This is a genomic window from Paraburkholderia xenovorans (assembly GCF_046030735.1).
GTDB lineage: Bacteria > Pseudomonadota > Gammaproteobacteria > Burkholderiales > Burkholderiaceae > Paraburkholderia > Paraburkholderia xenovorans_A.
On the sequence record NZ_JAQQBV010000029.1, the window covers coordinates 1 to 20,623 of the forward strand.

Genomic DNA, 20,623 nt, shown 5'->3' on the forward strand with positions numbered 1-20,623 from the left:
GGTGCAGCGGCGGTCCGGTTGATCGTTCGGCCCTAATCCCTTGATGACCTTGCCGCTCAGCGAACCGCTGCCGTCGTCGGCGATTTGCACGAGTGCTTTGGGCTGGCCGGTGTTGTCGTCGATGGTTTGCCAGGTGCCGACCGGCGTGCCGGTTTGCGCGATCGCGGTGACGGCACCGGCGAGCAGTACGCCCGCGAGCGCCGCCTGTTTGGCCGTGCGAAGCGCAGCGGCGCGAGCGCGCTGAGTGAATCGAGTGACTTGCAGCATTGTCTTCCTCCTTGATAAAAGACGGCGCGATCTTGGTCGCGCGATGTGTTATGGGTCTGCGCAGAATACGTGAAAGCGCGCGTGCCGTTTGATAGTGGAACCTCTAATCAGCCCGCGGCACTTCCATCGATCAGTTGAGCTGGTACGAGAACGTCGCGTTCACACGCGGGCTGCGCGACGCGCTTTCCACCGGTGCGTCGCCGACCGGCTTGGCCACCGATAAATCGATGCTGTAGTACTTCGCGTCCGAAATGCGGAAGCCGAATGCAATCGACGAGAGCTTCGAAGGCGACGGCGTGCCGGCATGCAGATAGACGCGCGCCATGTCGAACGACACATAAGGCGTGAACGTGCGCAGATACGTGAAGCCCGGCGTGAACGCGCGGTTGACCTCGAAGGTCGCGCCCCAGCCCGAGTCGCCCGATGCTTCGCCAGGCTGGTAGCCGAGCGCGAAACGCTGCGCGCCGAACGAGATCTGTTCGGATGTGGGCAGCGAAACCGCGCTGTACTGGCCCGTCATCGATACCGACGTGCCGATCTTCAGCGGCCACTCGTTGGTTTGCGAAAAGCTCGCGCCGGTGCGCACGAAATTGATCGACGCCGGATTGGTTTGCACGAAGCCGGGCACATTCGAGTCGCCGCCTTTCGACGCGCCGAGAATATCGAAGGCCTTCGCGACGTTGAAACTCGCGCGCCGCACCTGGCCGGTTTGCACGCTCGTGTAGTCGGCCTGCAATTGCAGCACGCGTACTTGCGAGTGCAAGCCGATCTGCGCGCCGGTGGTGGTCGCGTTATAGCGGTCTTCGTCGTGCGACGCGTAGACCGACGCCGTGCCGAGCAGGCTGCGTTCGTTGCTCAGCAGGATCGGATAGGAGAGCGAGCCGCCGATCTTGTCGTTGATCACCGTGCGCTGCACGGAAGAGGGTAGGCCCGGATTGTCGGTCGGATTGCCGCGATAATGCGATGCGTCGATCTTCGCGATCAAACCGTTGCTGCCGATCGGCACTGCGCCGTGCGCGGCGAGATAGGTGACGTTGTCGCGCCCTTTCGGCAGCAGCGCCGATACGCTCAACTGTTCGCCGAGCGCGGTCAGTCCGTTCTCGGTTGCGGTCAGCAGGCCTTGCACGCCGGGATGATTGAAGTCGATGCCGGTGCTGACGTCGAACGGTTTGCGATCCACATTCAGCTCGAGCGTGGTCGCGCCGTCGGTGTTCTGCGGCGGCGGCACGTTGGCCGCGACCTTCACGCCGGGCAACAGGCCCAGCACGTTGATGTAGCGCTCGAAGGTCGCGCGTCGCAGCGGCCGGTCGGCGACGATGTGGTCCGCGATCGCGCGGATCTTGTCCTCGACCGCGCCCGCCTTGCCGGTCACCTTGACCGCCGACACGTAGCCTTCGACCACCGTCACGCGCACCACGCCGTCTTCGAAAGTCTGCGCGGGAACGAACGCGAACGACAGCGCGTAGCCGCGATCCTGATACAGCTTCGTGACGCCGTTGGCGACCTGGATCAGATCGCCGATCGTGATGTCCTTGCCGACCAGCGGCGTGAAGCGTTGCGCGACTTCGTCGAACGGAATGGACTTCACGCCCTCGACCTGCACGCGCGAAGGCGTCAGATGGCGGGCGAGCAGTTCCTGAAGTTGGGGCGCTTGCGACTCGACCTGAACGGTCACGTTGGGCCCTTTGTCGGGCGCCTTGATCTGCGGCAGCGAATCCATCGGATTGCCGCCTACCGCTGCGCCGCCGGGGCGCGCTTGTGCTCGTGCGTCGATTTGCAGGCTGCTCGCCGCAATGGCTGCGAGCACCAGGGTCCATTTACTGCCATACCCGAGTTTCATCGGATTTTCCTCGTATGCCGTTCTTGTCTTGCGGGCGCGCCGCCTGGCCGGGCTGGTCGCGATCGCTTATGTGTGGCTCGACGCATACTGCCATGCTTGCATGTATTACGTCACGTGCTCTCGTGGGCTTGAGCTTCGACAGCAAAAGCGCGGCACACGTGATGTTGCGAACTGCATATGCGTGCGGCATAAGCGCCCGCATCGGTGTATCGATGCGAGCGCTTGCCGGCGCGCCGTCGTCAGACGGGTTATGCGGACTACTTATGGCTTACCGGCAGCAGACCGCCGACCAGCGAGGTCAGGCCGCCCGCCGCGTTGCCCGAACCGCTGGTCGAACCGGCCGCCGACGTGAGCGTGCCGGTCAACGAACCGACCAGTGCCGTCACCGGCGCGAGCGGGTTGGCGCTGCCGCCCGAGGCGCCGCCGGCGAGGCCCGGGAGGGCGCCGGTCAGGCTCGACAACGGATTCGACGCGCTACCCGTGCCACCCAGTATCGAGGTCAGGCCCGACAGCGGCGAGCCGCCTAACGCCGAGGTCACGCCGGACAACGGCGTGCCGCCCAGTGCCGAGGTCAAGCCCGACAACGGTGTGCCGCCGAGCAGCGTCGTCACCGAGCCGAGCGGGTTGTTGCCGAGGCCCAGGCTTGCCAGCGAGTTCTGCAGCGGGCTGAGCGGATTGCCGTTGGCGGGCGGTCCATTCTGGACGACCACCGTCGTGCTGCCGACAAGGCTCGTGATCAAACCGGGAATCGGATTCGCGCCATTCGGGCCATTCGGATTGACGAGGCCGCCCGCATTTGTAACCGTGTTGCCGAGCGAGCCGACCAGCGTGCCGAGATCGGCGCCGACCGGATTGTTGGTCGCGGTGCCGACCTGCTTGCCGGCCGAGCTCAACGCGCCGCCGACCTGGCCGAGCAGGCCGCCGAGCGGTGCGCCGAGACCGGTCTGCGTGCCGATCGTCTGCGTGACGAGGCCGGCGGTCTGCACGATCGGCGTGATCGCGGTGCTGATCGGTTGCGTGATCTGTTGTACCGGTGCGGACGCGAGCGAGTTGCCGAGCGTCGTGCCGCCGGCGTTCAACGCGCCCGCGGCGGTCGAGAGAACGGACGACAGCGGCGTGGTGAGCGGCGACAGCGGCGCGAGATTGCCGCTGCCGAGTCCGCCAACCGCGGTGCTCAGGCCTTGCACGACACCGCTCGTCGAACTGACGACCGAGCCGAGTCTCGCCACGGTCGTGCCGACCGGATTGGCCGTCGTGCCGGTCTGGCCGAGGCCGGTGCTCACCGCGTCGGCGAGCGAGTTCAGCGTGCCGCTCGTGCTCGACACCGCGTTGCCGAGACCTTGCGTGACCTGCGGGCTGAGACCCGGGATCGTGGTCGAGGCGATTGTTTTGCCGAGGTCGGTGGTGGTTTGCGCGGCGGTGGTGGCGACGCCGGTGGTGCCTGTCGTCGCGACGGGCGTGGTGCCGCCGCCGCCCGAGCCCGACCCGCTGCCGCTACCGGTGCCTGCGCTCGGCGGCGCGCTGACGGTGCTGCCGCCACACGCCGCGAGCAAGCCGGCGACTGCAACGGCGACCAACGGTGCGCGCAACGACGATACGGTCGCGCACGCCGCATGGAGAGTAAAAAAACGTTGACTGGACATGGTGTGCTCCTCTCTGTCTTCTGGATGTCGTGTGCGGTGGTCGCCGCGCGCGGGTGCAACGGGTTGAGCGGTTCGGCTCAGGTCAGGGCAGGAGCGGAACACGGCTGGCGGGCCGCGTTCCGGCTGCGGGTTACTGCGCTTGCTACGGTCGAGTCGATGGTTGCGGCGACATCGATTACTTCTTCGTCAGACCGCCGAGCAGTCCGCCGACGAGCGAAGTCACCGGTGCGAGCGGGTTGTTGGCGGTGCCTTTGCCGCTCGTGCCCGACAACGACAGACCGGCGGCCGGGCTGTTCGACGCGGTGCTGGTCGCGGCCGCGGCAGCCGTGTTGCCGATGCCGCCGAGCGCGCCGGTGACGGTCGTGAGCAGGCCGGTCACCGGTGCGAGCGGGCTGTTGCTGCCGCCGGTCGCGCTGCTCAGACCGCCGGTGACGGCGGTGAGCAGGCCGGTGACCGGTGCAAGCGGGCCGGCGCCCGACGATGTGCCGCCTGCCGCGCCAGTCAGGCCGCCGAGTGCGCTGGTGAGCGGCGCGAGCGGGCCGCCGCTGGTGCCGCCGCTCAGGCCGCCTGTGAGGCCGCCCGTGAGGCCGCCGAGCACGTTGGTGAGCGGCGCGAGCGGGCTGCCGCTGGTGCCGCCGCTCAGGCCGCCCGTGAGGCCGCCGAGTGCGCCGGTGAGCGGTGCGAGCGGATTGCCGCCGTTGCCGCCGGTCAACAGACCGCCTACCGATGCGACCGTCGTGCCGGTCGCGCTGACCGTTTGACCAAGCGCGGTGGTGACCGGGTTGTTGCCGCCGCCTGCTGCGCCGAGCAGCGTGCCGGCCTTGCCGAGTCCGCCGCCGACTGTCGACAGCAGCGTGTTGAGCGGCGCGCCCAGGCCGGTGGTGTTGCCGACGGTTTGCGTGGTTGCCGCGACCATCGACGTGATCGGTGTGATCGCCGTGCTGAGGGTCTGCGTGATCTGTTGGACCGGGCCGGTCGAGAGCGCGGTGGTGAGCGTGCTGCCGCCGTTCGTGACCGCGCCGCCGAGCGTGCTGACGAGTCCGCCGACCGGCGTCGTGATCGCTGCCAGCGGCGCGAGCGGGCCGCTGCCGAGACTCGTCACGAGGCTGCCTGCGTCCGTCACCGCGTTGCCGACATGACCGACCACGCCGCCGACGCTCGAGACTGTCGTGCCGAGTGCATTGCCGCCGGTGCCGAGTTGACCCAGGCCTTGAGTCACGCCGTTACCGAGCGTCGAGACCGCGGCGCCGACCTGCTGAACGACGCCGCCGGCAGCTTGCGTGGTTTGCGGGCTGACGCCCGGCAGCGTTTGCGAGCCGATCACCGTGCCGATGCCCGAGACCGTCTTGCCGACTCCGTCGATCACACCGCCGCCATTGCCGACGACCGTGCCCAATGCATTCGCGACCGGCGTCGTGCCGCCTCCCGAGGTGCCGCCCGAGGTGCCGCCCGACGTGCCACCCGATGTCGAGCCGCCGCCGGAACTCGAGCCGCCGCCTGGATTGTTGTTGCCCGTGGTGGTGTTGGAGCCGCCCGAACCGCCGGAGCCCATCGAACCGCTGCCGCTGCTGCTACCGGTGCTGAGCGTGCCGCCGGCCGAGTTGCTGCCGCTGCCGCCGGTGCCGGAACTCAGGGTTCCGGAGCCTCCGCAGGCGGCAAGAGAAAGCAGGGCGGCTACGCTAGCCGCGATCAGGGTTGCCCGTACTGTGGTGTTGGTCGTTTGAATGTTCATGTCGCCCTCGTTTCGCATCTGTAGTTAGGTGGTGCTGCGTGCCTATCTCTGCACGACCCGTGCCATTTCACTCGGGCACTGCGCAGATTTTTTCGGGCGTCACGCGGCAAGCCTTGTGCGACATGGCATTGCGGGCGATTGATGGAGGAGTCGCTCAATCAGAACGGGTGTTGGAAACGGATTTGGTCAATCGTTTGCGCGGGTCGCGTAACGTAACGAGCCGGGCGCGCCGTTACGACGAACGGCGTAACGCACTCGCAGCGACGCGCTAATTTCGCTTGAAACGTTCTGTTCAAACAGATAATTAGTGCAGCGAATCTAACTCATGGTTATTCCTATGTGCTGCAACGCACTGACGGCCGTTAACCTGAGTGACGAGGTAAAACGCATAGCGTGTCGAGGTCCGGGCAGCGGAGAATTGCTTAAATAAGATTGTTCGGCTATAAAACCCGGAAGCATGAGTGATTGACGTTGGAGGTGCGTTATCGAACAGACAGCTAACAGTCATCCGTTTTATTGAAGCCGGCTGCAAGCCAGTGTTATCGCAGCGCAACAGGAAGGGCCAGGATTGAGAGACCAACGGCTCGTTTCGCTGAGAAATACCGGCGTTCGAAGCAGCACGTAACACGCAAAAAATTAAGTTCCGAGGGTTCAAAATGAAAAAGTTCACACTGCGCTTCCTGAGAGAAAACAAGGGCGTCACGGCCATCGAATACGGTCTGATCGCGGGGTTGATCGTTGTTATCATCGCTGCGTCGGTGACCAACATCGGCACTGGGCTCAGAACGGTGTTCACGAATGTCGTCACAGCGATCACGCCGGCGGCACCCGCAGCATAAGAAGCAGCCCTAAACGCCCCGCAAAGAGAATGGCGCTGCCGCGTCTTTCCTCTTTGCGGCGTCTTTTAGAGCACGGCCAATCTGTCTAATGCGAATTGCATTGAAATTCGCACGGCGTTGCTTCGTCTGTCGAGTGCGAAATGGATGAATTCGTTGGCATTTTTTTATTTATTTTCTGGTGCGGAGTCGTTGCGATATGCGACTGCCGCAGCCGGCGTATTCCCAATTCAATCGTGATTGCCGGACTCGTGACGGCATTCGCTTGCGCATTCGTCGAATGCGGTCCTTTTGGTATTTCGTTCGCGCGAGCGGGATTGGGCGTGCTCGTCGGCCTGCTCGCATTGATGCCTTTTTTCGCGCTTGGCGTGATGGGCGCGGCCGACGTCAAAGTTTTCGCGGTGCTCGGTGCGTGGTGCGGGATGAATGCGTTGCTCGGCTTGTGGATGGCGGCGAGTCTCGCGGCGGGCATCCATGCGGCATGGTTGCTGATCACTACGCGCACCCGGCTCTCCGTCTTCGGTCATCGTGAGGGAGCGACTTTCGAATTGGCGGGCAAGGCTTCCACGCCTTATGCAGCTTGTCTGACGGTCGCCGCGTGCGGGTGGCTTGCGCTGCATGCGCTGCCCGGCGGTCTGCAATGAAGTCGCGCACGCCCCAGCGCACGCACGGACGCAACGTGCGGCGCGTTAGCCCGCGCGCGATGCGTGGATCCACCGCGGTCGAGTTCGCGCTCGTGTTCCCGTTGTTCTTTGTGATCATGTACGCGATCGTGACCTTCAGTCTGATCTTCGTCGCGCAGCAGAACCTGACGCTCGCGGCCGAAGAGGGCGCGCGCGCCGCATTGAACTGGCAGAGCAGCACTTCCCTGCAAAACGCGCTCGATAACCGCGGTCAGGCCGCATGCACGGCCGCGACCCAGATGGCCACGGCATTCGTCGCGCGAGCCATGACGTGCACGCCGACATCGGCGCCTTGTGGCAACGGCATGCAATGCATCAACGTAGCACTGAGCTACAACTACAGCAGCAACCCCTTCGTGCCGAGTTTGCCGATCATGAACGTGGCACTGCCGGCCACGCTGCAAAGCAACGCAACCGTACAACTCAACCCGGAGAATGTTCAGTGATGTGTGCGCCGGCCTTCAACCCGTCTTTCCGCTGCTGCGCGCATGAACGCCCGCGCGGTGAGGCCTTGTTCAACCGACGCTGCGAGTCGTCATGCCGAATCTGACCAAAATTCTTGCGGGCGTGCTGATCGCGGTCGCGTTGTTGCTCGGCGTATTCGCGTGGACGCTGTCGCGCCGGCCGGCGCCGGTTGCGGTCACGGCTGCGTCGCAGGCGACTTTCCCGGTGGTGGTGGCCGCGCATCCTTTGCAGGCAGGTAAGGCGATCACCGTCGACGCGTTGCGCGTGCAGTCGTTGCCGATCAATCCGAATGGCGCGTTCACCGATCCTGCGCAACTGGCCGGCCGTATTCCGAACACCGACATCGGCGTGGACTCGCCGGTGCTGGAATTGCAACTGTCGTCGGGGCTCGCCGAGCGTGTCGAACCGGGCGAGCGTGCGCTGGCCGTGCGGGTCGACGAAGGCAATGCGGTCGGCAACCGGTTGCGGCCGGGCAATTTCGTCGACGTGTTCTTTACGCTCAAGCGTGACGGCGCGCTCGGCAATGGCGGCGAAGTCGATCAGAGCCAGGCGCGCCTGTTGATGTCGAAAGTACGTGTGCTCGCATTCGGCAACGCGACCACGAGCAACGACACCAGCGGCGATCCGAACGGCATGGTGCGTACGGCGGTGCTGGCGGTGCCGGTCGCAGACGTGGACCGGCTGACGCTGGCCGAAACCTCCGGCCGTCTGATCTTCGCGCTGCGCAATCCGAAGGATGCCGAAGTGGTCGATCAGAGCGTGCTGCCGGTTTATCCCGGCGTGTTGAAGACGGCCGCGCGCGCAGGGGCGAGCGAGCCGTTGCTGGATTCGACGCGCGCCGCCGCGGGCGTGTCGCTCGACGCATTGTCGGGTAGCTCGGGATCGGCCGGCGCCGGCATGCGCGTGCCGCCGGTGCCGCACATGCCGTTGCCGACGCGCGTCGCGAGCAACACCAACAGCACAAAAAGCAGTATCGAAGTGATACGGGGTGGGCGCGCCGAAACGGTCGCCCGATAAGCAGTTTCAGGGAGCGGGCGGCCAGACGCGTCCATAATTACATGAAAAAACGGATCTTTGTTTTTGGGAAAGCGGCATGCCTCGGCATGGCGTTGCTGGCCGTATCGGTGGCGACTGACGCGGCGGATCCGCGGGTGCAGCGGGGCCATGCGGCTGCCGGATCGGTGCCGGTCCAGAACGCGTTGCCGACTACGCAGACCATCGACCTGACGGTCGGCGCGCAGCAATCGCTCGCCGCCGGTCACACGTTGCAGCGTGTCGCGATCGGCGATCCGGCGGTGGCCGATGTGCTGGTCATCAAGGGCGAAAAGCGCGGAGGCGTGCTGCTGGTCGGCAAGTCGGCCGGCACGACGAATCTGATGCTGTGGGAGCGCGATCGCGACGCGCCGCTCAGCTACACGGTCAATGTGATCGCGGCGTCCGCGGCCACGCTGCTGGGTTCCGACACGCCCAGCGTCAAGGTGCTCGGCGGCACGGCGGTCGTGTCCGGCAACGCCGCGACGATGGAGGCGCACCAGCGCGCGGTCGTCGTGGCGGAAGGCTCGCTCGCCAAGGACAGCGCGGGCAAGGACGGCGCGTCGGCGAAGGATGGCGCGGTGTTCGACACCTCGACGGTCGACACGCGCTCGGTCGTGCAGGTCGAAGTGCGTGTAGTCGAGTTCAGCCGCTCGGTGCTCAAACAGGTCGGCTTCAATTTCTTCAGCCAGCGCAACGGCTTCGCGTTCGGCTCGATCGGGCCGAACGGCGCGACGTCGGTCACGGTGCCGCAGAAAGGCTTCGTTCCGAACTCGAGTGCGACCGTGGGCCCGGCGATCGCCTCGCCAATGGCGTCGGCCTTCAATCTCGTGTTCGGCTCGGCGACCAAGGGCCTGTTCGCCGACTTGAGCCTGATGGAAAGCAACAACCTCGCGCGGATTCTCGCCGAACCGACGCTGGTCGCCTTGTCCGGGCAGAGCGCGAGCTTCCTCGCGGGCGGCGAAATTCCGGTGCCGGTGCCGCAGGGATTGGGCACGACGTCGATCGTCTACAAGCCCTACGGTATCGGGCTCACGTTGACGCCTACCGTGCTGAGCCCGCAGCGTATCGCGCTGAAAGTCGCGCCGGAAGCGAGCCAGCTCGACTTCACGAACGCGGTGACGATCAGCGGCGTGTCGGTGCCCGCGATCACCACGCGGCGCGCGGACACCACCGTCGAACTCGGCGACGGCGAGAGCTTCGTGATCGGCGGGTTGATCGACCGCGAGACCGCGTCGAACGTGTCGAAGGTGCCGTTCCTCGGGGACCTGCCGATCATCGGCACCTTCTTCAAGCAGTTGAGCTACCAGCAGAACGAGAAGGAGCTGGTGATCATCGTGACGCCGCACCTTGTGTCGCCGGTTGCGAAGGGCGCGCCGCTGCCGTCGACGCCGGGCGAGCAGTCCGAGCAGCGTAACGCCCCGGTCTGGCGCTCGCTGCTGGGCGGCGTGGCGGCCGGCGATGCCGTGCCGGGATTTTCGAAGTGATGCCGGGTGCGCCGTTGCGGCGCGCCGGGCGAGTGGGGTGAGCCAGCCCGCGTGCAACCTGCGCGCGCCTGCTGGCAAGCGGTACGACGCGGCGGCTCCTGAGCCGATGCCGCAAGAGGATGTCCAACATGAACGCGAGAACGCATTCATTGACTGAACGAGCAGTCACCGATTACTTCGTGTTTGCGTCGCTGGCCGACGCGCACGTGCATTGGCTCGCCGATACGCTGGTCGGCGCCGGTGTGGTCGAGTCGGCCACGCTCGATCCGTCGATGCTGATGCAGCGCATCGCGACGCTGAATCCGTCGCTGGTATTCGTCGACTTTTCGGGCGGCCACGCCGCTGCTGCGAGCGCGGCCGCGAGCGCCGTGCGCACCGCCTATCCGGGCATGCAGATCGTCGCGCTCGGTTCGCTCGCCGAGCCCGAAAGCGCGTTGGCGGCGTTGCGCGCCGGCGTGCGCGATTTCATCGATTTTTCCGCGCCGACGGAAGACGCGCTGCGCATCACGCGCCAGGTGCTCGACAATCTGGTCGAGCCGGTCAGCCGTCATGGCCACGTCACCGCATTGCTGGGTGCGCGCATCGGCATGGGCGTGAGCACGCTGGCCGCGAATCTCTCTGTCATGCTGCAAAGGCGCGATGTCGCGCAGGGGCGGCAAACGGCGTTGCTCGATCTCGGCTTGCCGGCGGGCGACGGTTCGCTTCTTCTCAATACACGCAGCGAATTCAACTTCGTCGAAGCCGTACGCAATCTGCGCCGCTTCGATCAGACCTTCGTCCATACCGCGCTGTCGCACCACACGAGCGGTCTCGCGCTCACCGCGTTGCCGCCGAATCTCGCCGATATGCGCGAGGTGTCGTATTCGTCGTCGATCGGCTTGCTGAACCGGTTGCGAGCATTCTTCGACCAGCAGATCGTCGACCTCGGCGGCTTCGCCAACAGCGAGTTCATCGCGCACGTCGTGCAGGCCGCCGACGAAACCTGGCTGCTGTGCGATCAGGGCGTCGCGTCGATCGTATCGGCGGTCGGCGTGCTCGACGCGCTGCGCGAAGAGGGCGTCGACACGGCGAACGTGCGCTTGATCGTCAACAAGTTCGACGCCGACCTCGGCCTCGCCGCCGCGCAGATCGCGCAGCGGCTGGAAATTCCGCTGCTGGGCACGCTGCCGGACCGGCGCGTCGCGCTTGGCCAGGCGGTCAACCAGGGGCACTTGCTGTCCGACACGGCGGCGCGCGATCCGTATGTGCGCGCGCTCGAACCGCTGATCGAGCGGCTCGGCGGCGCTGCCGTGCAAGCAGGCGGCAAATCGGCGCTCGGCGCGCTCAAGCGCTTCATCCCAACTTCTAACAAGCGGTCATAGACGATGGCAAAAGAAATCGAATTTGCCGACGACGCGCCCTCGTTCGCGCATAGCCAGCAGTTCCAGGACATCAAGAACGCGGCACACGAGCATCTGCTCACGCGTATCGAGGAACTCGGCTCGGAGTTCGGCCGCTGGTCGCGTAACGCGATCAACCAGTTCGTCGATCTGGAAATGGACAGCTTCGTGCGGCTGCGCCGGATCCCGATCAACGAGAGCGAAGTGCGGCTGATCGCGGAAGCGCTCACCAAGGAGCTCGCGGGCTTCGGGCCGATCGAGGATCTGCTCGCCGATCCGGCCGTCGAAGATATTCTGATCAACGGCTACAACGACGTCTACGTGTCGCGCCACGGCATTCTGACGCGCATCCAGGTGCGTTTCGCCGACAACGCGCATCTGCTGCGAATCGTGCGGCGGATTCTCGCGCCGATCGGCCGGCGTCTGGACGAATCGAATCCGATGGTCGACGCGCGTTTGCCGAACGGCGGCCGCGTGAACGTGGTGATCGAACCGCTGTCGATCGACGGGCCGATCGTCTCGATCCGCAAGTTCCGCAAGGACCCGATGCGGCCGGACGATCTGCTCGCCAACGGCACGTACAACCCGGAGATCGGCGCGCTGCTCGAAGCGGCCGTGGCCGCGCGCTGCAACGTGCTGGTGTCGGGCGGCACGAGCTCGGGCAAGACTTCGCTGCTGAACGCACTGGCGTTTCACATCCCCGAAGGGGAGCGTGTCGTGACGATCGAGGACACGGCCGAACTGTCGCTGAATCACCCGCACGTGGTGCGGCTCGAAAGCCGGCCAGGCGGCTTCGACGGCGCGGGCGTCGTGTCGATTCGCGATCTGTTGCGCAACACGTTGCGGATGCGGCCGGACCGCATCATCGTCGGCGAAGTGCGGGGCGGCGAAGTGCTCGAAATGCTGCAGGCGATGAACACCGGCCACGACGGTTCGATGGGCACCGTGCACGCGAGCTCGCCGCGCGAATGTTTGTACCGCCTTGAAATGCTCGCGGGTTTTGCGGGCTTCCAGGGGACCGAATCGAGCTTGCGCCGTCAGATCGCCAACGCGATCGACTTCATCGTGCAGATCGGCCGGCTCTCGAACGGCCGCCGGCGGATTCTGTCGATCACCGAAGTCACGGGGCTGTCGGACAACATCATCGCGACGCAGGAGCTGTATCGCTACGAGCCGGTGTTGACCGCCGAAGGCGATGAACTCGACAACTGGGTGTCGCTCGGCATTCATCCGCATTCGCCGAAACTCGCGCGTTTCCGCCAGGCGTTGGGCGGTGCCGAGCCGGGCAATGCGTTCGGTAACGCGGGCTTCGGCGGCAGCGGTGGCGGAGGGTTCGGCGGCGGCTTCGGAGGCGGCGGTGGTAGCGGCGGCTTCGGTGGAGGCTTCAATGTCTAGTGTGGTGCTGGTCTTCGCGGCGCTCGCGCTGATGTGCGCGGCGGGAGCGTTGCTGTTGTGGCAACGCGGCGCGCAGCGCAAAGGCCAGGCCAGTGTCGAGCGGTATATCGATAGCCGGATGGCGGCTGCGCCTGCCGCGGGCGTCGCCATGACCGCGGGCATGGCGGCGAACCAGGCGGGTGCGGCGGGTTCGGCGGCCAGTGCGCGTGCGGCGTCCGCGCGGGCCGCGGCGGGCGCTGCCGTGATCGCGCCGCAAGAGCCGCCCGCCAATGCGGACTGGCTGGTTCGCGTGCGCTATCACCAGGCGCGCGCAAGCTTCATGCTGCGGCACATGATGGCTCGCGCCGGTTTTGCCAACGCAAAGGGGCCAGCGGCGATCTCCGTCGCGCTCGTGCTGTTGCTGACGCTGTGGGCCGCTGCGGTAGGCGGCGCGCTCGCCGCGGCCGCAGCGCTATTCACGTGCACGATGGTCCTGTATTTCCTGCTGTCGATACGCATCAACAAGCGGCGGCAACTGATCGTGCGGCAATTGCCGTCGTTTCTCGACGGCATCGTGCGTCTGATTACGCTCGGCAACAGCGTGCCGGCCGCGTTCCAGTCCGCGTTGCAGAGTACCGAAGCCCCGCTGCGCGAATGTCTCGACTATGTGTCGCGGATGCTGCGAACCGGCATCGAAGTCGATCGCGCGCTTTATCAGGTCGCGGTGATTTACGGCGTGCGCGAACTCGAACTGGTGGGCTCCGTGCTGCGTCTGTCCGTCAAATACGGCGGCCGTGCCGACGTGATGCTCGATCGCATGTCGTCCTTCATGCGCGATATGGAACAGGCGGAGCGCGAACTGGTCGCGATGTCGGCGGAAACGAAGCTGTCGTCGTGGATCTTGGCGGCATTGCCGATCGGCATCGGCGGTTTTCTGATCCTGTCCAATCCTTCCTATTTCTCGACCATGTGGTTCGACCCGACAGGCCGGCAACTGGTCTATCTGGCGTTCGTGCTGCAGGTGGTCGGCGCCTGGTCGCTGCATCGTCTCGCGAAGCTGAGGACATGACGATGGAAGCCCATCAATTCGCCGCACTCGCGCTCGCTATCGCAGCGTTCGCGTTGCTGCTGCTCGCCGGTCTCGTGCTGGCGCGCGTGGCGGCCGCGCGGCGCAGCGATCGCACGCTCAAGCAGGCGCTCGACGAACGCGCGCTACAGACCGCGGCGCTCGCGGCCGCGGCCGCGCGAGGCGCGCACGCTGCGCAAAACGATCCGGCCGGCGCGAAGACGGCGGCGCGGCAGATCAGGGCGACCGGTTTCAAAGGACTCCTCGAGCGCTTTGCGCATATGGGGATTCGCTGGCTCGACACGCCGTTGGGCCGCCTGATCGTCGCCGAAGAGGATCGCCGCCTGCTGGAGCAGTGCGGCTTCGTCGATACGCGCACGCGGGGCATGTTTCTGGTGGCGCGGTTGCTGTGCGCGCTGGGGTTTCCGTTGCTGGCGGCCATCTTCGCGCAGGGTCATATCGACGGTCCGCGCTATGTGATGTTGCTGGTCATCGCGATGACGGCGGGCTTCATGCTGCCGAAGATCGTGTTGACCCGGCGCGCCGCGAAACGCCGCATGGGTGTGGTCGACGAACTGCCGCTGCTGGTGGATCTGCTGCGTCTGTTGCAGGGCGTGGGTTTGTCGCTCGATCAAAGCTTGCAGGTGATGGTCAACGATTTTCGCAGCGTATTGCCGGTGCTTTCCAGCGAGCTCGAAATCGCGCAGCGCCAGTTCGCCACGGGCCGCACGCGCGAGCAATCGCTGAACCGACTGGCGTCGAGTTACGACAACGAGGATTTGCGCGCGATCGTGCGTCTGCTGGTGCAGGTCGACCGGCATGGCGGCGCCGTGCAGGAACCGCTCAAGCAGTTCGGCGACCGGCTGCGCGAAACGCGTCGGGCGATGCTGCGCGAACGGATCGGCCGTCTCGCGGTGAAGATGACCGGCGTGATGATCGTCACGCTGCTGCCGGCGTTGTTGATCGTGACGGCAGGCCCTGGTGTGCTGGCGGTCACGCATTCGCTCGGCTCGATGCATCGGTAAGGATTTTTGCAATGACTCACTCGCTATCAATCGAATCTCTGACGCGCTTGCGCCGACCCACTCAGCGCTGCGTGGCCGCGCTCGCTACGCTCGCGTTGCTTGGCGCGTGTGCGTCGAAGGACCTGAACGGCTATGGCGTCGGACCGCAAGCGGAGCGGGCGGCGATGGCGCAGCAGGCCAATCGCGATCCCGCGCCCGATACGCCGGGCATGTACCTCGGCCTGATCGACCAGATGCAGTCGCAGGGGCTTTATTTCGCGTCGCTCGCGCATATCGATGCGTACGACAAGCAGTACGGCGCGAGTCCCGACACGATTCTGCTGCGTGCCGACGCGCTGCGCATGACGGGGCAGCCGGAAGCCGCGGCGAGCGCTTACGGGCAATTGCTGAAGACACCGCTGGCGGCGCGCGGCCATCGGGGTCTCGGTCTGATTGCGGGCGGCGCGGGTGATTTCGCACGGGCGGCGCAGGAGTTGGATCAGGCGGCGCAACTCACGCCGACCGACGCGGTGACCTTGTCCGATCTCGGTTACGCGCGCTTGCGCAATGGCGATGTGAACGGCGCACGGGTGCCGTTGATGAAGGCGGTCGAACTCGACCAGAAGAATACGAAGATCGTCAGCAACGTCGCGCTTTACCTGCTCGCGAGCGGCGAGCCGGCGCAGGCACTGGCGGTGATGAATCAGTTGAAGCTGACGCCGGACGTGCGCGCGGCGATTCGCGGCGATGCGGCGAAAGTCGCGGCGGCTGAGCGCGGCCAGGCGCGCGCGCAGCCGTCACGACCGACGCTGGGGCAGAGCAGCGCCGGCACGGTCGCGAGCGTGCAGGGCGTCGAACCGGCGCCGCGCCTGTTGCAGCGTTTTGCGCAGTGACCGGTGGGGCAAACAGGGGAATGGACATGAACAATAAGACGAGCGGGCGGAACTGGGCGGGGTCGATGCTGTGCGTCGGCGTGTTGATGGGTGGGGGCACCGTAGCCGGTGCGCAGACGACGGATGAAGCGCCACGCCAGGTCGATGCGAGCGAAGTCGGACATTCGACCCGTGCTTGGCTCGACCTGCAAAGCAGCAACAAGGAAGCCGCGCCGGCGGTCCCGATGCTGGGTGCGGAAGCCGGACTGGCGTACCGGCGCTATCTGGAATCGTTCAAGAGCAAGATTCCCGATCTCTACGGCTCCACGCTGAACAATTCGGGCGGCAGCGTTGGCGGTGGCGGCTCTGGCGGCGGCTCCAGTTCGGGTGGGGGCGGGTACTGATATGGTCCGGCGTCGATCGTCCACCGCCGTTGCGGTTCCCCATCCGCGCGCGCCCGGCGTGCGCGGGCGGCTTGCGTCGATGCGAGCCGGGCGGCGTGAGCGCGGCGCGATCGCGGTGCTGGCGGCGATCTGGGTGAGCGTGGCGATTGCGGCGCTCGGGGCCTTGGACATCGGTCACGCGTATTTCGAACGCCGGCAGTTGCAGCGCACGGCGGATCTGGCGGCGATGGCGGCCGTGCAGGTGATCAGCACCGCGGGCGCTTGCGCGAACGCGGGCACGGCCGCCCGGCAGAATGCGACGGCCAACGGCTTCACTGTCGGCAACGGCGCGACGCTCACCACCACCTGCGGACGCTGGGACACGAGCGCCGCCGCCCGCTTCAGCACGACGGGTAATCCGCTCAATGCGGTGCAGGTGCAGGTCAGCCAGGCGTTGCCTTATTTCTTCATGGTGGGACCGACGCGCAACGTCAGCGCGACCGCGACCGCGTATGCATCGAATATCGACGCCTTTTCGCTCGGCACCGGCATCGCCACGATCAACACGCAGCAGTCGGCGTTGCTGAACGCGATTCTCGGCGGGCTGTTGAAAACCAGTGTGTCGCTCAGCGTGGGCGACACGCAGAGTCTCGCGAGTGCCCATATCAAGCTGCAGGACCTGATGGTGGCGCTCAACGCGTCGACGATGCAGGGGCTGCTCAACACCACGGTGAGCTATCAGACGCTGATGCTGGCGATGGTGACGGCCTTGCAAAAGGGCGGCGACACGATCAACGCGGCGATTCTGCAAACGCTGGCGGTGACCATTCCCGGCGGCCAGAACATCACGATAGGAGACGGTGGTCAATCGGCTCCCGGCCTGCTGGCGCTCGGCCTCGCCAATCCGAACGCCGCGGCGACCGCCACCATCAACGCGTTCGACGCGTTGATGGTGGCCGCGCAGATCGCGAGGAGCAGCCCTGACGGCACGCAGGCGAAGGCGCCGGTGATCAACGCGTCGGTCGGGTTGGCCGGCATCGCCGCCATTTCGCTGCAGGTTATCAATCCGCCGGTGCTGGCGGTGGGCGAGGGCGGCACGACCACGGTCAATGGCGTCAGTCAGGCGCGGACGACGGCGCGCACGGCGGTGGTCAACGCGAGTGTGACGCTGCTGCCGGTGCTGCTGCCGAGTTTGCCGCCAGTCGGCATTCCGCCGCTGGTGTCGGCGACGATATCGGCACTGAGTACACCGCTGGTGGTGAGTGTGGCTGTCGCACAGGGCACCGCCTCGTTGACCTCGGTCGACTGCGAAAACACCAAGGCAGCGACCAATGCGGCGATTCTGGTGACGCCGGGCATCGCTAAACTCTGCATCGCCGGCGATGCGTCGTGTACCGCGCCGGTCAATGTGGCGTCGATTACGGCGACGCTGCTCGGTATCACCCTGAAGGTCGCGAATGTGACAATAAACGCGATCCCGCTGCCCTTGGGTCCCGCGCCCACCACGCTGGTTTTCAACGGCTCGTCCGGCAGCTTCGACTCGACCCAGACCGTCAACTCCAATGCGGTGGGGAGCGCTGCCTCGGTGATGACTTCGACATTGCTCGCCAACCTGCCCAATACGCTTCAGGTGTCGCTTCTGAATAATTCGATCGACATCTCCACTCTCCTCACGCCGATTCTTTTGCTTGTAGGGCCGGCCCTGACGGCATTGCTCCAGCCGGTCTTCGCGCTGCTCGACGCGATCGTCGTTCCAACCCTTTCGTTGCTGGGCGTGCAGGTCGGCACCGCCACGGTCCACAACATGTCGCTCACCTGCGGCGTTTCGCAACTGGTCAACTAGCCTATCCAAGATGAGAACCACCACCAAAATCGAGGAACTCGATATCTACGTCTGGGAAGGCAAGGCCGACATCGTCGACCGGGTCGCGCGTTGCATGGCGAGCTTCGACGTCGAAGTGATCCGCGCGGACGATATCGCGATTTCGCCGGAACGGACCGCGCTGCGCCCGTCGCTCGCGATCATCAGCGTGTCGGTGATCGACAGCGGCGCGCTCCTGATGCGCGACTGGCAGGCGGCGCACGGCATTCCGGTCGTGTGGGTCGGCGCGGCGCCGCGCGACCACGATCCGGCGACGTACCCGTCCGACTACTCGCACATCCTGCCGCTCGATTTCACCTGCGCCGAATTGCGCGGGATGGTGATGAAGCTCGTGTTGCAACTGCGCGCGCACAGCGCGAAGACGCACGAGTCGGACACGATGATCGCCAACTCGGAATGCATGCAGGCGCTGCTGCACGAAGTCGACACCTTCGCCGACTGCGACACCAGCGTGCTCGTGCATGGCGAGACCGGCGTCGGCAAGGAACGCATCGCGCAACTGCTGCACGAAAAACATACCCGCTACGGCCAGGGTCCGTTCGTCGCGGTGAACTGCGGCGCGATTCCGGATGGCCTGTTCGAATCGCTGTTCTTCGGTCACTCGAAGGGTTCGTTCACCGGTGCGGTGGTCGCGCACAAGGGCTACTTCGAGCAGGCCGACGGCGGCACGCTGTTCCTCGACGAAATCGGCGACTTGCCGCTCTATCAGCAGGTCAAGCTGCTGCGCGTGCTGGAAGACAGCGCGGTCACCCGGATCGGCTCGGCGACGCCGGTGAAGCTCGACTTCCGGCTGGTGGCGGCCACCAACAAGCATCTGCCGCAGTTAGTGAAGGAGGGCACGTTTCGCGCCGATCTTTACTACCGGCTTGCGGTGATCGAGTTGAAGATCCCGTCGCTGGAAGAGCGCGGCGCGGTCGACAAGATCGCGATCTTCAAGGCGTTCATCGCGCAGATCGTCGGCGCGGAACGTTTGTCGGCGCTGCCGGATCTGCCGTACTGGCTCGCCGACGCGGTCGCCGATACCTACTTCCCCGGCAACGTGCGCGAGCTGCGCAACCTCGCCGAGCGGATCGGCGTGACGGTGCGCCAGATCGGCGCGTGGGACGCGGCGCGCCTGCAACGGCTGCTGGCCCTCGCGCGCACCAGCCAGCCGGTGCCGGCCGAGAGCGCGGCCGAAGTGCTGGTGGACCGCAGCAAATGGGACATGGCGGAGCGCAACCGCGTGCTCGCCGCGCTCGACGCAAACGGTTGGCGCCGGCAGGACACGGCGCTCTATCTGGGCATCAGCCGTAAGGTTCTGTGGGAAAAGATGCGCAAGTATCAAATTTTTGACGAAGAGCCCGAAACACGCGAAAGTGAGTAATAATGAGACGGTTGTACTAAAACAAAAACTGTTCAAGCAGGATTTACATGGACCACAAGTCGAAACTACGACAGATTGCCCTGGCCGCATTCATCGCGATGGGGGCCGTGCAGGGCGTGAACGCGCAGGCTCTGCAGGATAGCGGAGCGAGCGCTGGCGTTGTTTCCCAGCCGGGCGCGACGACCGCGTTGCCGGCCAATTCACAGGCTCCGCAAGTGCAGACCGGTGCGCTGACCACGGACGAAGCGAAGCAGTCCGCGGCGGGCAATGTCGCGGAATTGCAGCAGATGATCCACGGTTCGGATCTGAGCGAACTGCGTACGACCTACAACGGCAGCTACGGCGCGAGTCTCCTGTTCTACGGCAAGGAGATGACGTACTACGTTGCGTTGTTCCAGCAGAAGAACTTCTGGCGCGTCATCAAGACTCAGGACGCTGCCCGCGCGGACATGATCTATAAGGATTTTGTGCGTCAGACCTTGCAACTGTCGGACGTCGAGATTCGTCGCACGCAACTGGAAGCGCAGAAGGCGTTCACCGAGCGGATGATCGCGTTGTCGCAGGATCGCGCGAACCGTTTGCAGGCCGACATCGACGTCGCGCGCCAGCAGCAGAGCATCGTCGCGACGCAGCAGCAGCAAACGCGTGCCGAAGCAACGGCGCTCGCGCAGCAGAAAGCCAGCGCGCAAGACCAGTTGCGCGCCGCGCAGCGCCAGGTTCGCGAGTTGCAACGTCAACTGGAAAGCGGGCTGCCGTCGCACTGAGTCCGTTTGATCGACTCGATGAATTGAATGGGGCACAGGGCGCGTCGTCGCCCGGCCCCGTTGTCACTTAGGCGTGTCGCTTCCTGCGGCGAGCCTGTCCGTCTGTTTCCGCAGCACACCATCCCACTTCTTTCACGCAGACGAACCGCGCGACGTATGCCCGGTCAATGCCGCTTCTTGTTCGCTGCCGGCGCATCGGTCGCGGGCTTTTGCGTGCTCTTCGACTGGTGCGGCGCGGGATGGTCGACCGGGTCGACCGCGATCGGATCGCTTGCGGGGAAGTTTTCCATCAACGCTTCGTCGAGGCGGCTGTCGACGCCGGCGGTCGGGTCGACGGTTTTGTCATCGGCTGCATGCGGCTTTTGCTTGGACATGGCAACGCTCCACAACGCAAGGGATCGGTTGTTCAGCATAGACCAAAGCCGATGGTGACGTCGCTGGCGTGACATTTACGTGGGGCTTGGTGGTCAGGGGCCGCCTCCAGCTAACAAAAATTAAATTCAACACGCATCAAATCGTTCTTCGGGTGTCGCTACAAAGACACTGAAGCA

Annotated in this window: 19 protein-coding genes; 14 read left to right on the top strand and 5 right to left on the bottom strand. The window is 65.4% G+C overall.

Annotated elements, in window-relative coordinates:
- The 4 genes from PQQ51_RS24960 to PQQ51_RS24975 form a co-directional block, all read right to left on the bottom strand.
- On the bottom strand, nucleotides 1-267 hold a 267-nt coding region (locus PQQ51_RS24960; protein WP_459252350.1), incomplete at its 3' end, for a DUF2147 domain-containing protein.
- A 130-nt stretch (nucleotides 268-397) separates the two neighbouring features.
- A complete protein-coding gene (locus tag PQQ51_RS24965; protein ID WP_408499543.1) occupies nucleotides 398-2,107 on the bottom strand; it encodes a ShlB/FhaC/HecB family hemolysin secretion/activation protein in 1,710 nt (569 codons plus the stop codon).
- Between the two features lie 257 nt (nucleotides 2,108-2,364).
- Nucleotides 2,365-3,750: a collagen-like triple helix repeat-containing protein gene (locus tag PQQ51_RS24970; protein ID WP_408499544.1), complete on the bottom strand. Its 1,386-nt coding sequence runs from the start codon at nucleotides 3,748-3,750 to the stop codon at nucleotides 2,365-2,367.
- A gap of 175 nt (nucleotides 3,751-3,925) precedes the next feature.
- Nucleotides 3,926-5,482: a collagen-like triple helix repeat-containing protein gene (locus PQQ51_RS24975; RefSeq protein ID WP_408499545.1), complete on the bottom strand. Its 1,557-nt coding sequence runs from the start codon at nucleotides 5,480-5,482 to the stop codon at nucleotides 3,926-3,928.
- A 656-nt stretch (nucleotides 5,483-6,138) separates the two neighbouring features.
- On the opposite strand from PQQ51_RS24975, the gene PQQ51_RS24980 reads away from it, so the two are divergent.
- The 14 genes from PQQ51_RS24980 (at nucleotide 6,139) to PQQ51_RS25045 (ending at nucleotide 20,072) form a co-directional block, all read left to right on the top strand.
- Complete coding sequence (locus PQQ51_RS24980; RefSeq protein ID WP_408499546.1) at nucleotides 6,139-6,321, top strand: Flp family type IVb pilin; 183 nt, start codon at nucleotides 6,139-6,141, stop codon at nucleotides 6,319-6,321.
- A 140-nt stretch (nucleotides 6,322-6,461) separates the two neighbouring features.
- Nucleotides 6,462-6,962 carry an A24 family peptidase gene (locus tag PQQ51_RS24985; protein ID WP_408499547.1) on the top strand — a complete coding sequence of 167 codons (501 nt, stop codon included), beginning with the start codon at nucleotides 6,462-6,464 and terminating at the stop codon, nucleotides 6,960-6,962.
- A complete protein-coding gene (locus tag PQQ51_RS24990) occupies nucleotides 6,959-7,447 on the top strand; it encodes a TadE/TadG family type IV pilus assembly protein (RefSeq protein ID WP_408499548.1) in 489 nt (162 codons plus the stop codon). Before PQQ51_RS24985 ends, PQQ51_RS24990 begins: the two co-directional genes overlap by 4 nt.
- A gap of 91 nt (nucleotides 7,448-7,538) precedes the next feature.
- A complete protein-coding gene (gene cpaB, locus PQQ51_RS24995) occupies nucleotides 7,539-8,483 on the top strand; it encodes a Flp pilus assembly protein CpaB (RefSeq protein WP_408499549.1) in 945 nt (314 codons plus the stop codon).
- Between the two features lie 41 nt (nucleotides 8,484-8,524).
- Nucleotides 8,525-9,985 (top strand): type II and III secretion system protein family protein, encoded by a 1,461-nt coding sequence (locus PQQ51_RS25000; protein ID WP_408499550.1) that lies wholly within the window; start codon nucleotides 8,525-8,527, stop codon nucleotides 9,983-9,985.
- Between the two features lie 128 nt (nucleotides 9,986-10,113).
- A complete protein-coding gene (locus tag PQQ51_RS25005; RefSeq protein ID WP_408499551.1) occupies nucleotides 10,114-11,346 on the top strand; it encodes a fimbrial protein in 1,233 nt (410 codons plus the stop codon).
- A gap of 3 nt (nucleotides 11,347-11,349) precedes the next feature.
- Nucleotides 11,350-12,759, top strand: coding sequence for a TadA family conjugal transfer-associated ATPase (locus PQQ51_RS25010; protein ID WP_408499552.1), 1,410 nt, complete (start codon nucleotides 11,350-11,352; stop codon nucleotides 12,757-12,759).
- Nucleotides 12,752-13,807 carry a type II secretion system F family protein gene (locus tag PQQ51_RS25015; RefSeq protein WP_408499553.1) on the top strand — a complete coding sequence of 352 codons (1,056 nt, stop codon included), beginning with the start codon at nucleotides 12,752-12,754 and terminating at the stop codon, nucleotides 13,805-13,807. The genes PQQ51_RS25010 and PQQ51_RS25015 overlap by 8 nt, the downstream gene beginning before the upstream one ends.
- A 2-nt stretch (nucleotides 13,808-13,809) precedes the next feature.
- Complete coding sequence (locus tag PQQ51_RS25020) at nucleotides 13,810-14,829, top strand: type II secretion system F family protein (RefSeq protein WP_408499554.1); 1,020 nt, start codon at nucleotides 13,810-13,812, stop codon at nucleotides 14,827-14,829.
- Nucleotides 14,830-14,840: 11 nt separating this feature from the next.
- Nucleotides 14,841-15,701 (top strand): tetratricopeptide repeat protein, encoded by an 861-nt coding sequence (locus tag PQQ51_RS25025; RefSeq protein WP_408499555.1) that lies wholly within the window; start codon nucleotides 14,841-14,843, stop codon nucleotides 15,699-15,701.
- A gap of 26 nt (nucleotides 15,702-15,727) precedes the next feature.
- A complete protein-coding gene (locus PQQ51_RS25030; protein ID WP_408499556.1) occupies nucleotides 15,728-16,084 on the top strand; it encodes a DUF3613 domain-containing protein in 357 nt (118 codons plus the stop codon).
- 1 nt (nucleotide 16,085) lies between these two features.
- The gene (locus PQQ51_RS25035) at nucleotides 16,086-17,906 is read left to right on the top strand and encodes a TadG family pilus assembly protein (RefSeq protein ID WP_408499557.1); all 1,821 of its coding nucleotides are present in this window, start codon (nucleotides 16,086-16,088) and stop codon (nucleotides 17,904-17,906) included.
- A gap of 10 nt (nucleotides 17,907-17,916) precedes the next feature.
- Complete coding sequence (locus PQQ51_RS25040) at nucleotides 17,917-19,308, top strand: sigma 54-interacting transcriptional regulator (protein WP_408499558.1); 1,392 nt, start codon at nucleotides 17,917-17,919, stop codon at nucleotides 19,306-19,308.
- A gap of 47 nt (nucleotides 19,309-19,355) precedes the next feature.
- Entirely contained in the window at nucleotides 19,356-20,072 is a 717-nt protein-coding gene (locus tag PQQ51_RS25045; RefSeq protein WP_408499559.1) for a DUF2968 domain-containing protein, read from the top strand.
- A gap of 164 nt (nucleotides 20,073-20,236) precedes the next feature.
- Here the strand turns inward: PQQ51_RS25045 and PQQ51_RS25050 are convergent, their stop codons facing one another.
- Nucleotides 20,237-20,446 carry a hypothetical protein gene (locus tag PQQ51_RS25050; protein WP_408499560.1) on the bottom strand — a complete coding sequence of 70 codons (210 nt, stop codon included), beginning with the start codon at nucleotides 20,444-20,446 and terminating at the stop codon, nucleotides 20,237-20,239.
- Nucleotides 20,447-20,623 lie beyond the last annotated feature (177 nt).

What these genes read in the sequence shown, in the direction of transcription:
- PQQ51_RS24965 (WP_408499543.1), bottom strand. Translation starts at nt 2,107, where the DNA reads ATGAAACTCGGGTATGGCAGTAAATGGACCCTGGTGCTCGCAGCCATT.
- PQQ51_RS24970 (WP_408499544.1), bottom strand. Translation starts at nt 3,750, where the DNA reads ATGTCCAGTCAACGTTTTTTTACTCTCCATGCGGCGTGCGCGACCGTA.
- PQQ51_RS24975 (WP_408499545.1), bottom strand. Translation starts at nt 5,482, where the DNA reads ATGAACATTCAAACGACCAACACCACAGTACGGGCAACCCTGATCGCG.
- PQQ51_RS24980 (WP_408499546.1), top strand. Translation starts at nt 6,139, where the DNA reads ATGAAAAAGTTCACACTGCGCTTCCTGAGAGAAAACAAGGGCGTCACG.
- PQQ51_RS24985 (WP_408499547.1), top strand. Translation starts at nt 6,462, where the DNA reads ATGGATGAATTCGTTGGCATTTTTTTATTTATTTTCTGGTGCGGAGTC.
- PQQ51_RS24990 (WP_408499548.1), top strand. Translation starts at nt 6,959, where the DNA reads ATGAAGTCGCGCACGCCCCAGCGCACGCACGGACGCAACGTGCGGCGC.
- cpaB (WP_408499549.1), top strand. Translation starts at nt 7,539, where the DNA reads ATGCCGAATCTGACCAAAATTCTTGCGGGCGTGCTGATCGCGGTCGCG.
- PQQ51_RS25000 (WP_408499550.1), top strand. Translation starts at nt 8,525, where the DNA reads ATGAAAAAACGGATCTTTGTTTTTGGGAAAGCGGCATGCCTCGGCATG.
- PQQ51_RS25005 (WP_408499551.1), top strand. Translation starts at nt 10,114, where the DNA reads ATGAACGCGAGAACGCATTCATTGACTGAACGAGCAGTCACCGATTAC.
- PQQ51_RS25010 (WP_408499552.1), top strand. Translation starts at nt 11,350, where the DNA reads ATGGCAAAAGAAATCGAATTTGCCGACGACGCGCCCTCGTTCGCGCAT.
- PQQ51_RS25015 (WP_408499553.1), top strand. Translation starts at nt 12,752, where the DNA reads ATGTCTAGTGTGGTGCTGGTCTTCGCGGCGCTCGCGCTGATGTGCGCG.
- PQQ51_RS25020 (WP_408499554.1), top strand. Translation starts at nt 13,810, where the DNA reads ATGGAAGCCCATCAATTCGCCGCACTCGCGCTCGCTATCGCAGCGTTC.
- PQQ51_RS25025 (WP_408499555.1), top strand. Translation starts at nt 14,841, where the DNA reads ATGACTCACTCGCTATCAATCGAATCTCTGACGCGCTTGCGCCGACCC.
- PQQ51_RS25030 (WP_408499556.1), top strand. Translation starts at nt 15,728, where the DNA reads ATGAACAATAAGACGAGCGGGCGGAACTGGGCGGGGTCGATGCTGTGC.
- PQQ51_RS25035 (WP_408499557.1), top strand. Translation starts at nt 16,086, where the DNA reads ATGGTCCGGCGTCGATCGTCCACCGCCGTTGCGGTTCCCCATCCGCGC.
- PQQ51_RS25040 (WP_408499558.1), top strand. Translation starts at nt 17,917, where the DNA reads ATGAGAACCACCACCAAAATCGAGGAACTCGATATCTACGTCTGGGAA.
- PQQ51_RS25045 (WP_408499559.1), top strand. Translation starts at nt 19,356, where the DNA reads ATGGACCACAAGTCGAAACTACGACAGATTGCCCTGGCCGCATTCATC.
- PQQ51_RS25050 (WP_408499560.1), bottom strand. Translation starts at nt 20,446, where the DNA reads ATGTCCAAGCAAAAGCCGCATGCAGCCGATGACAAAACCGTCGACCCG.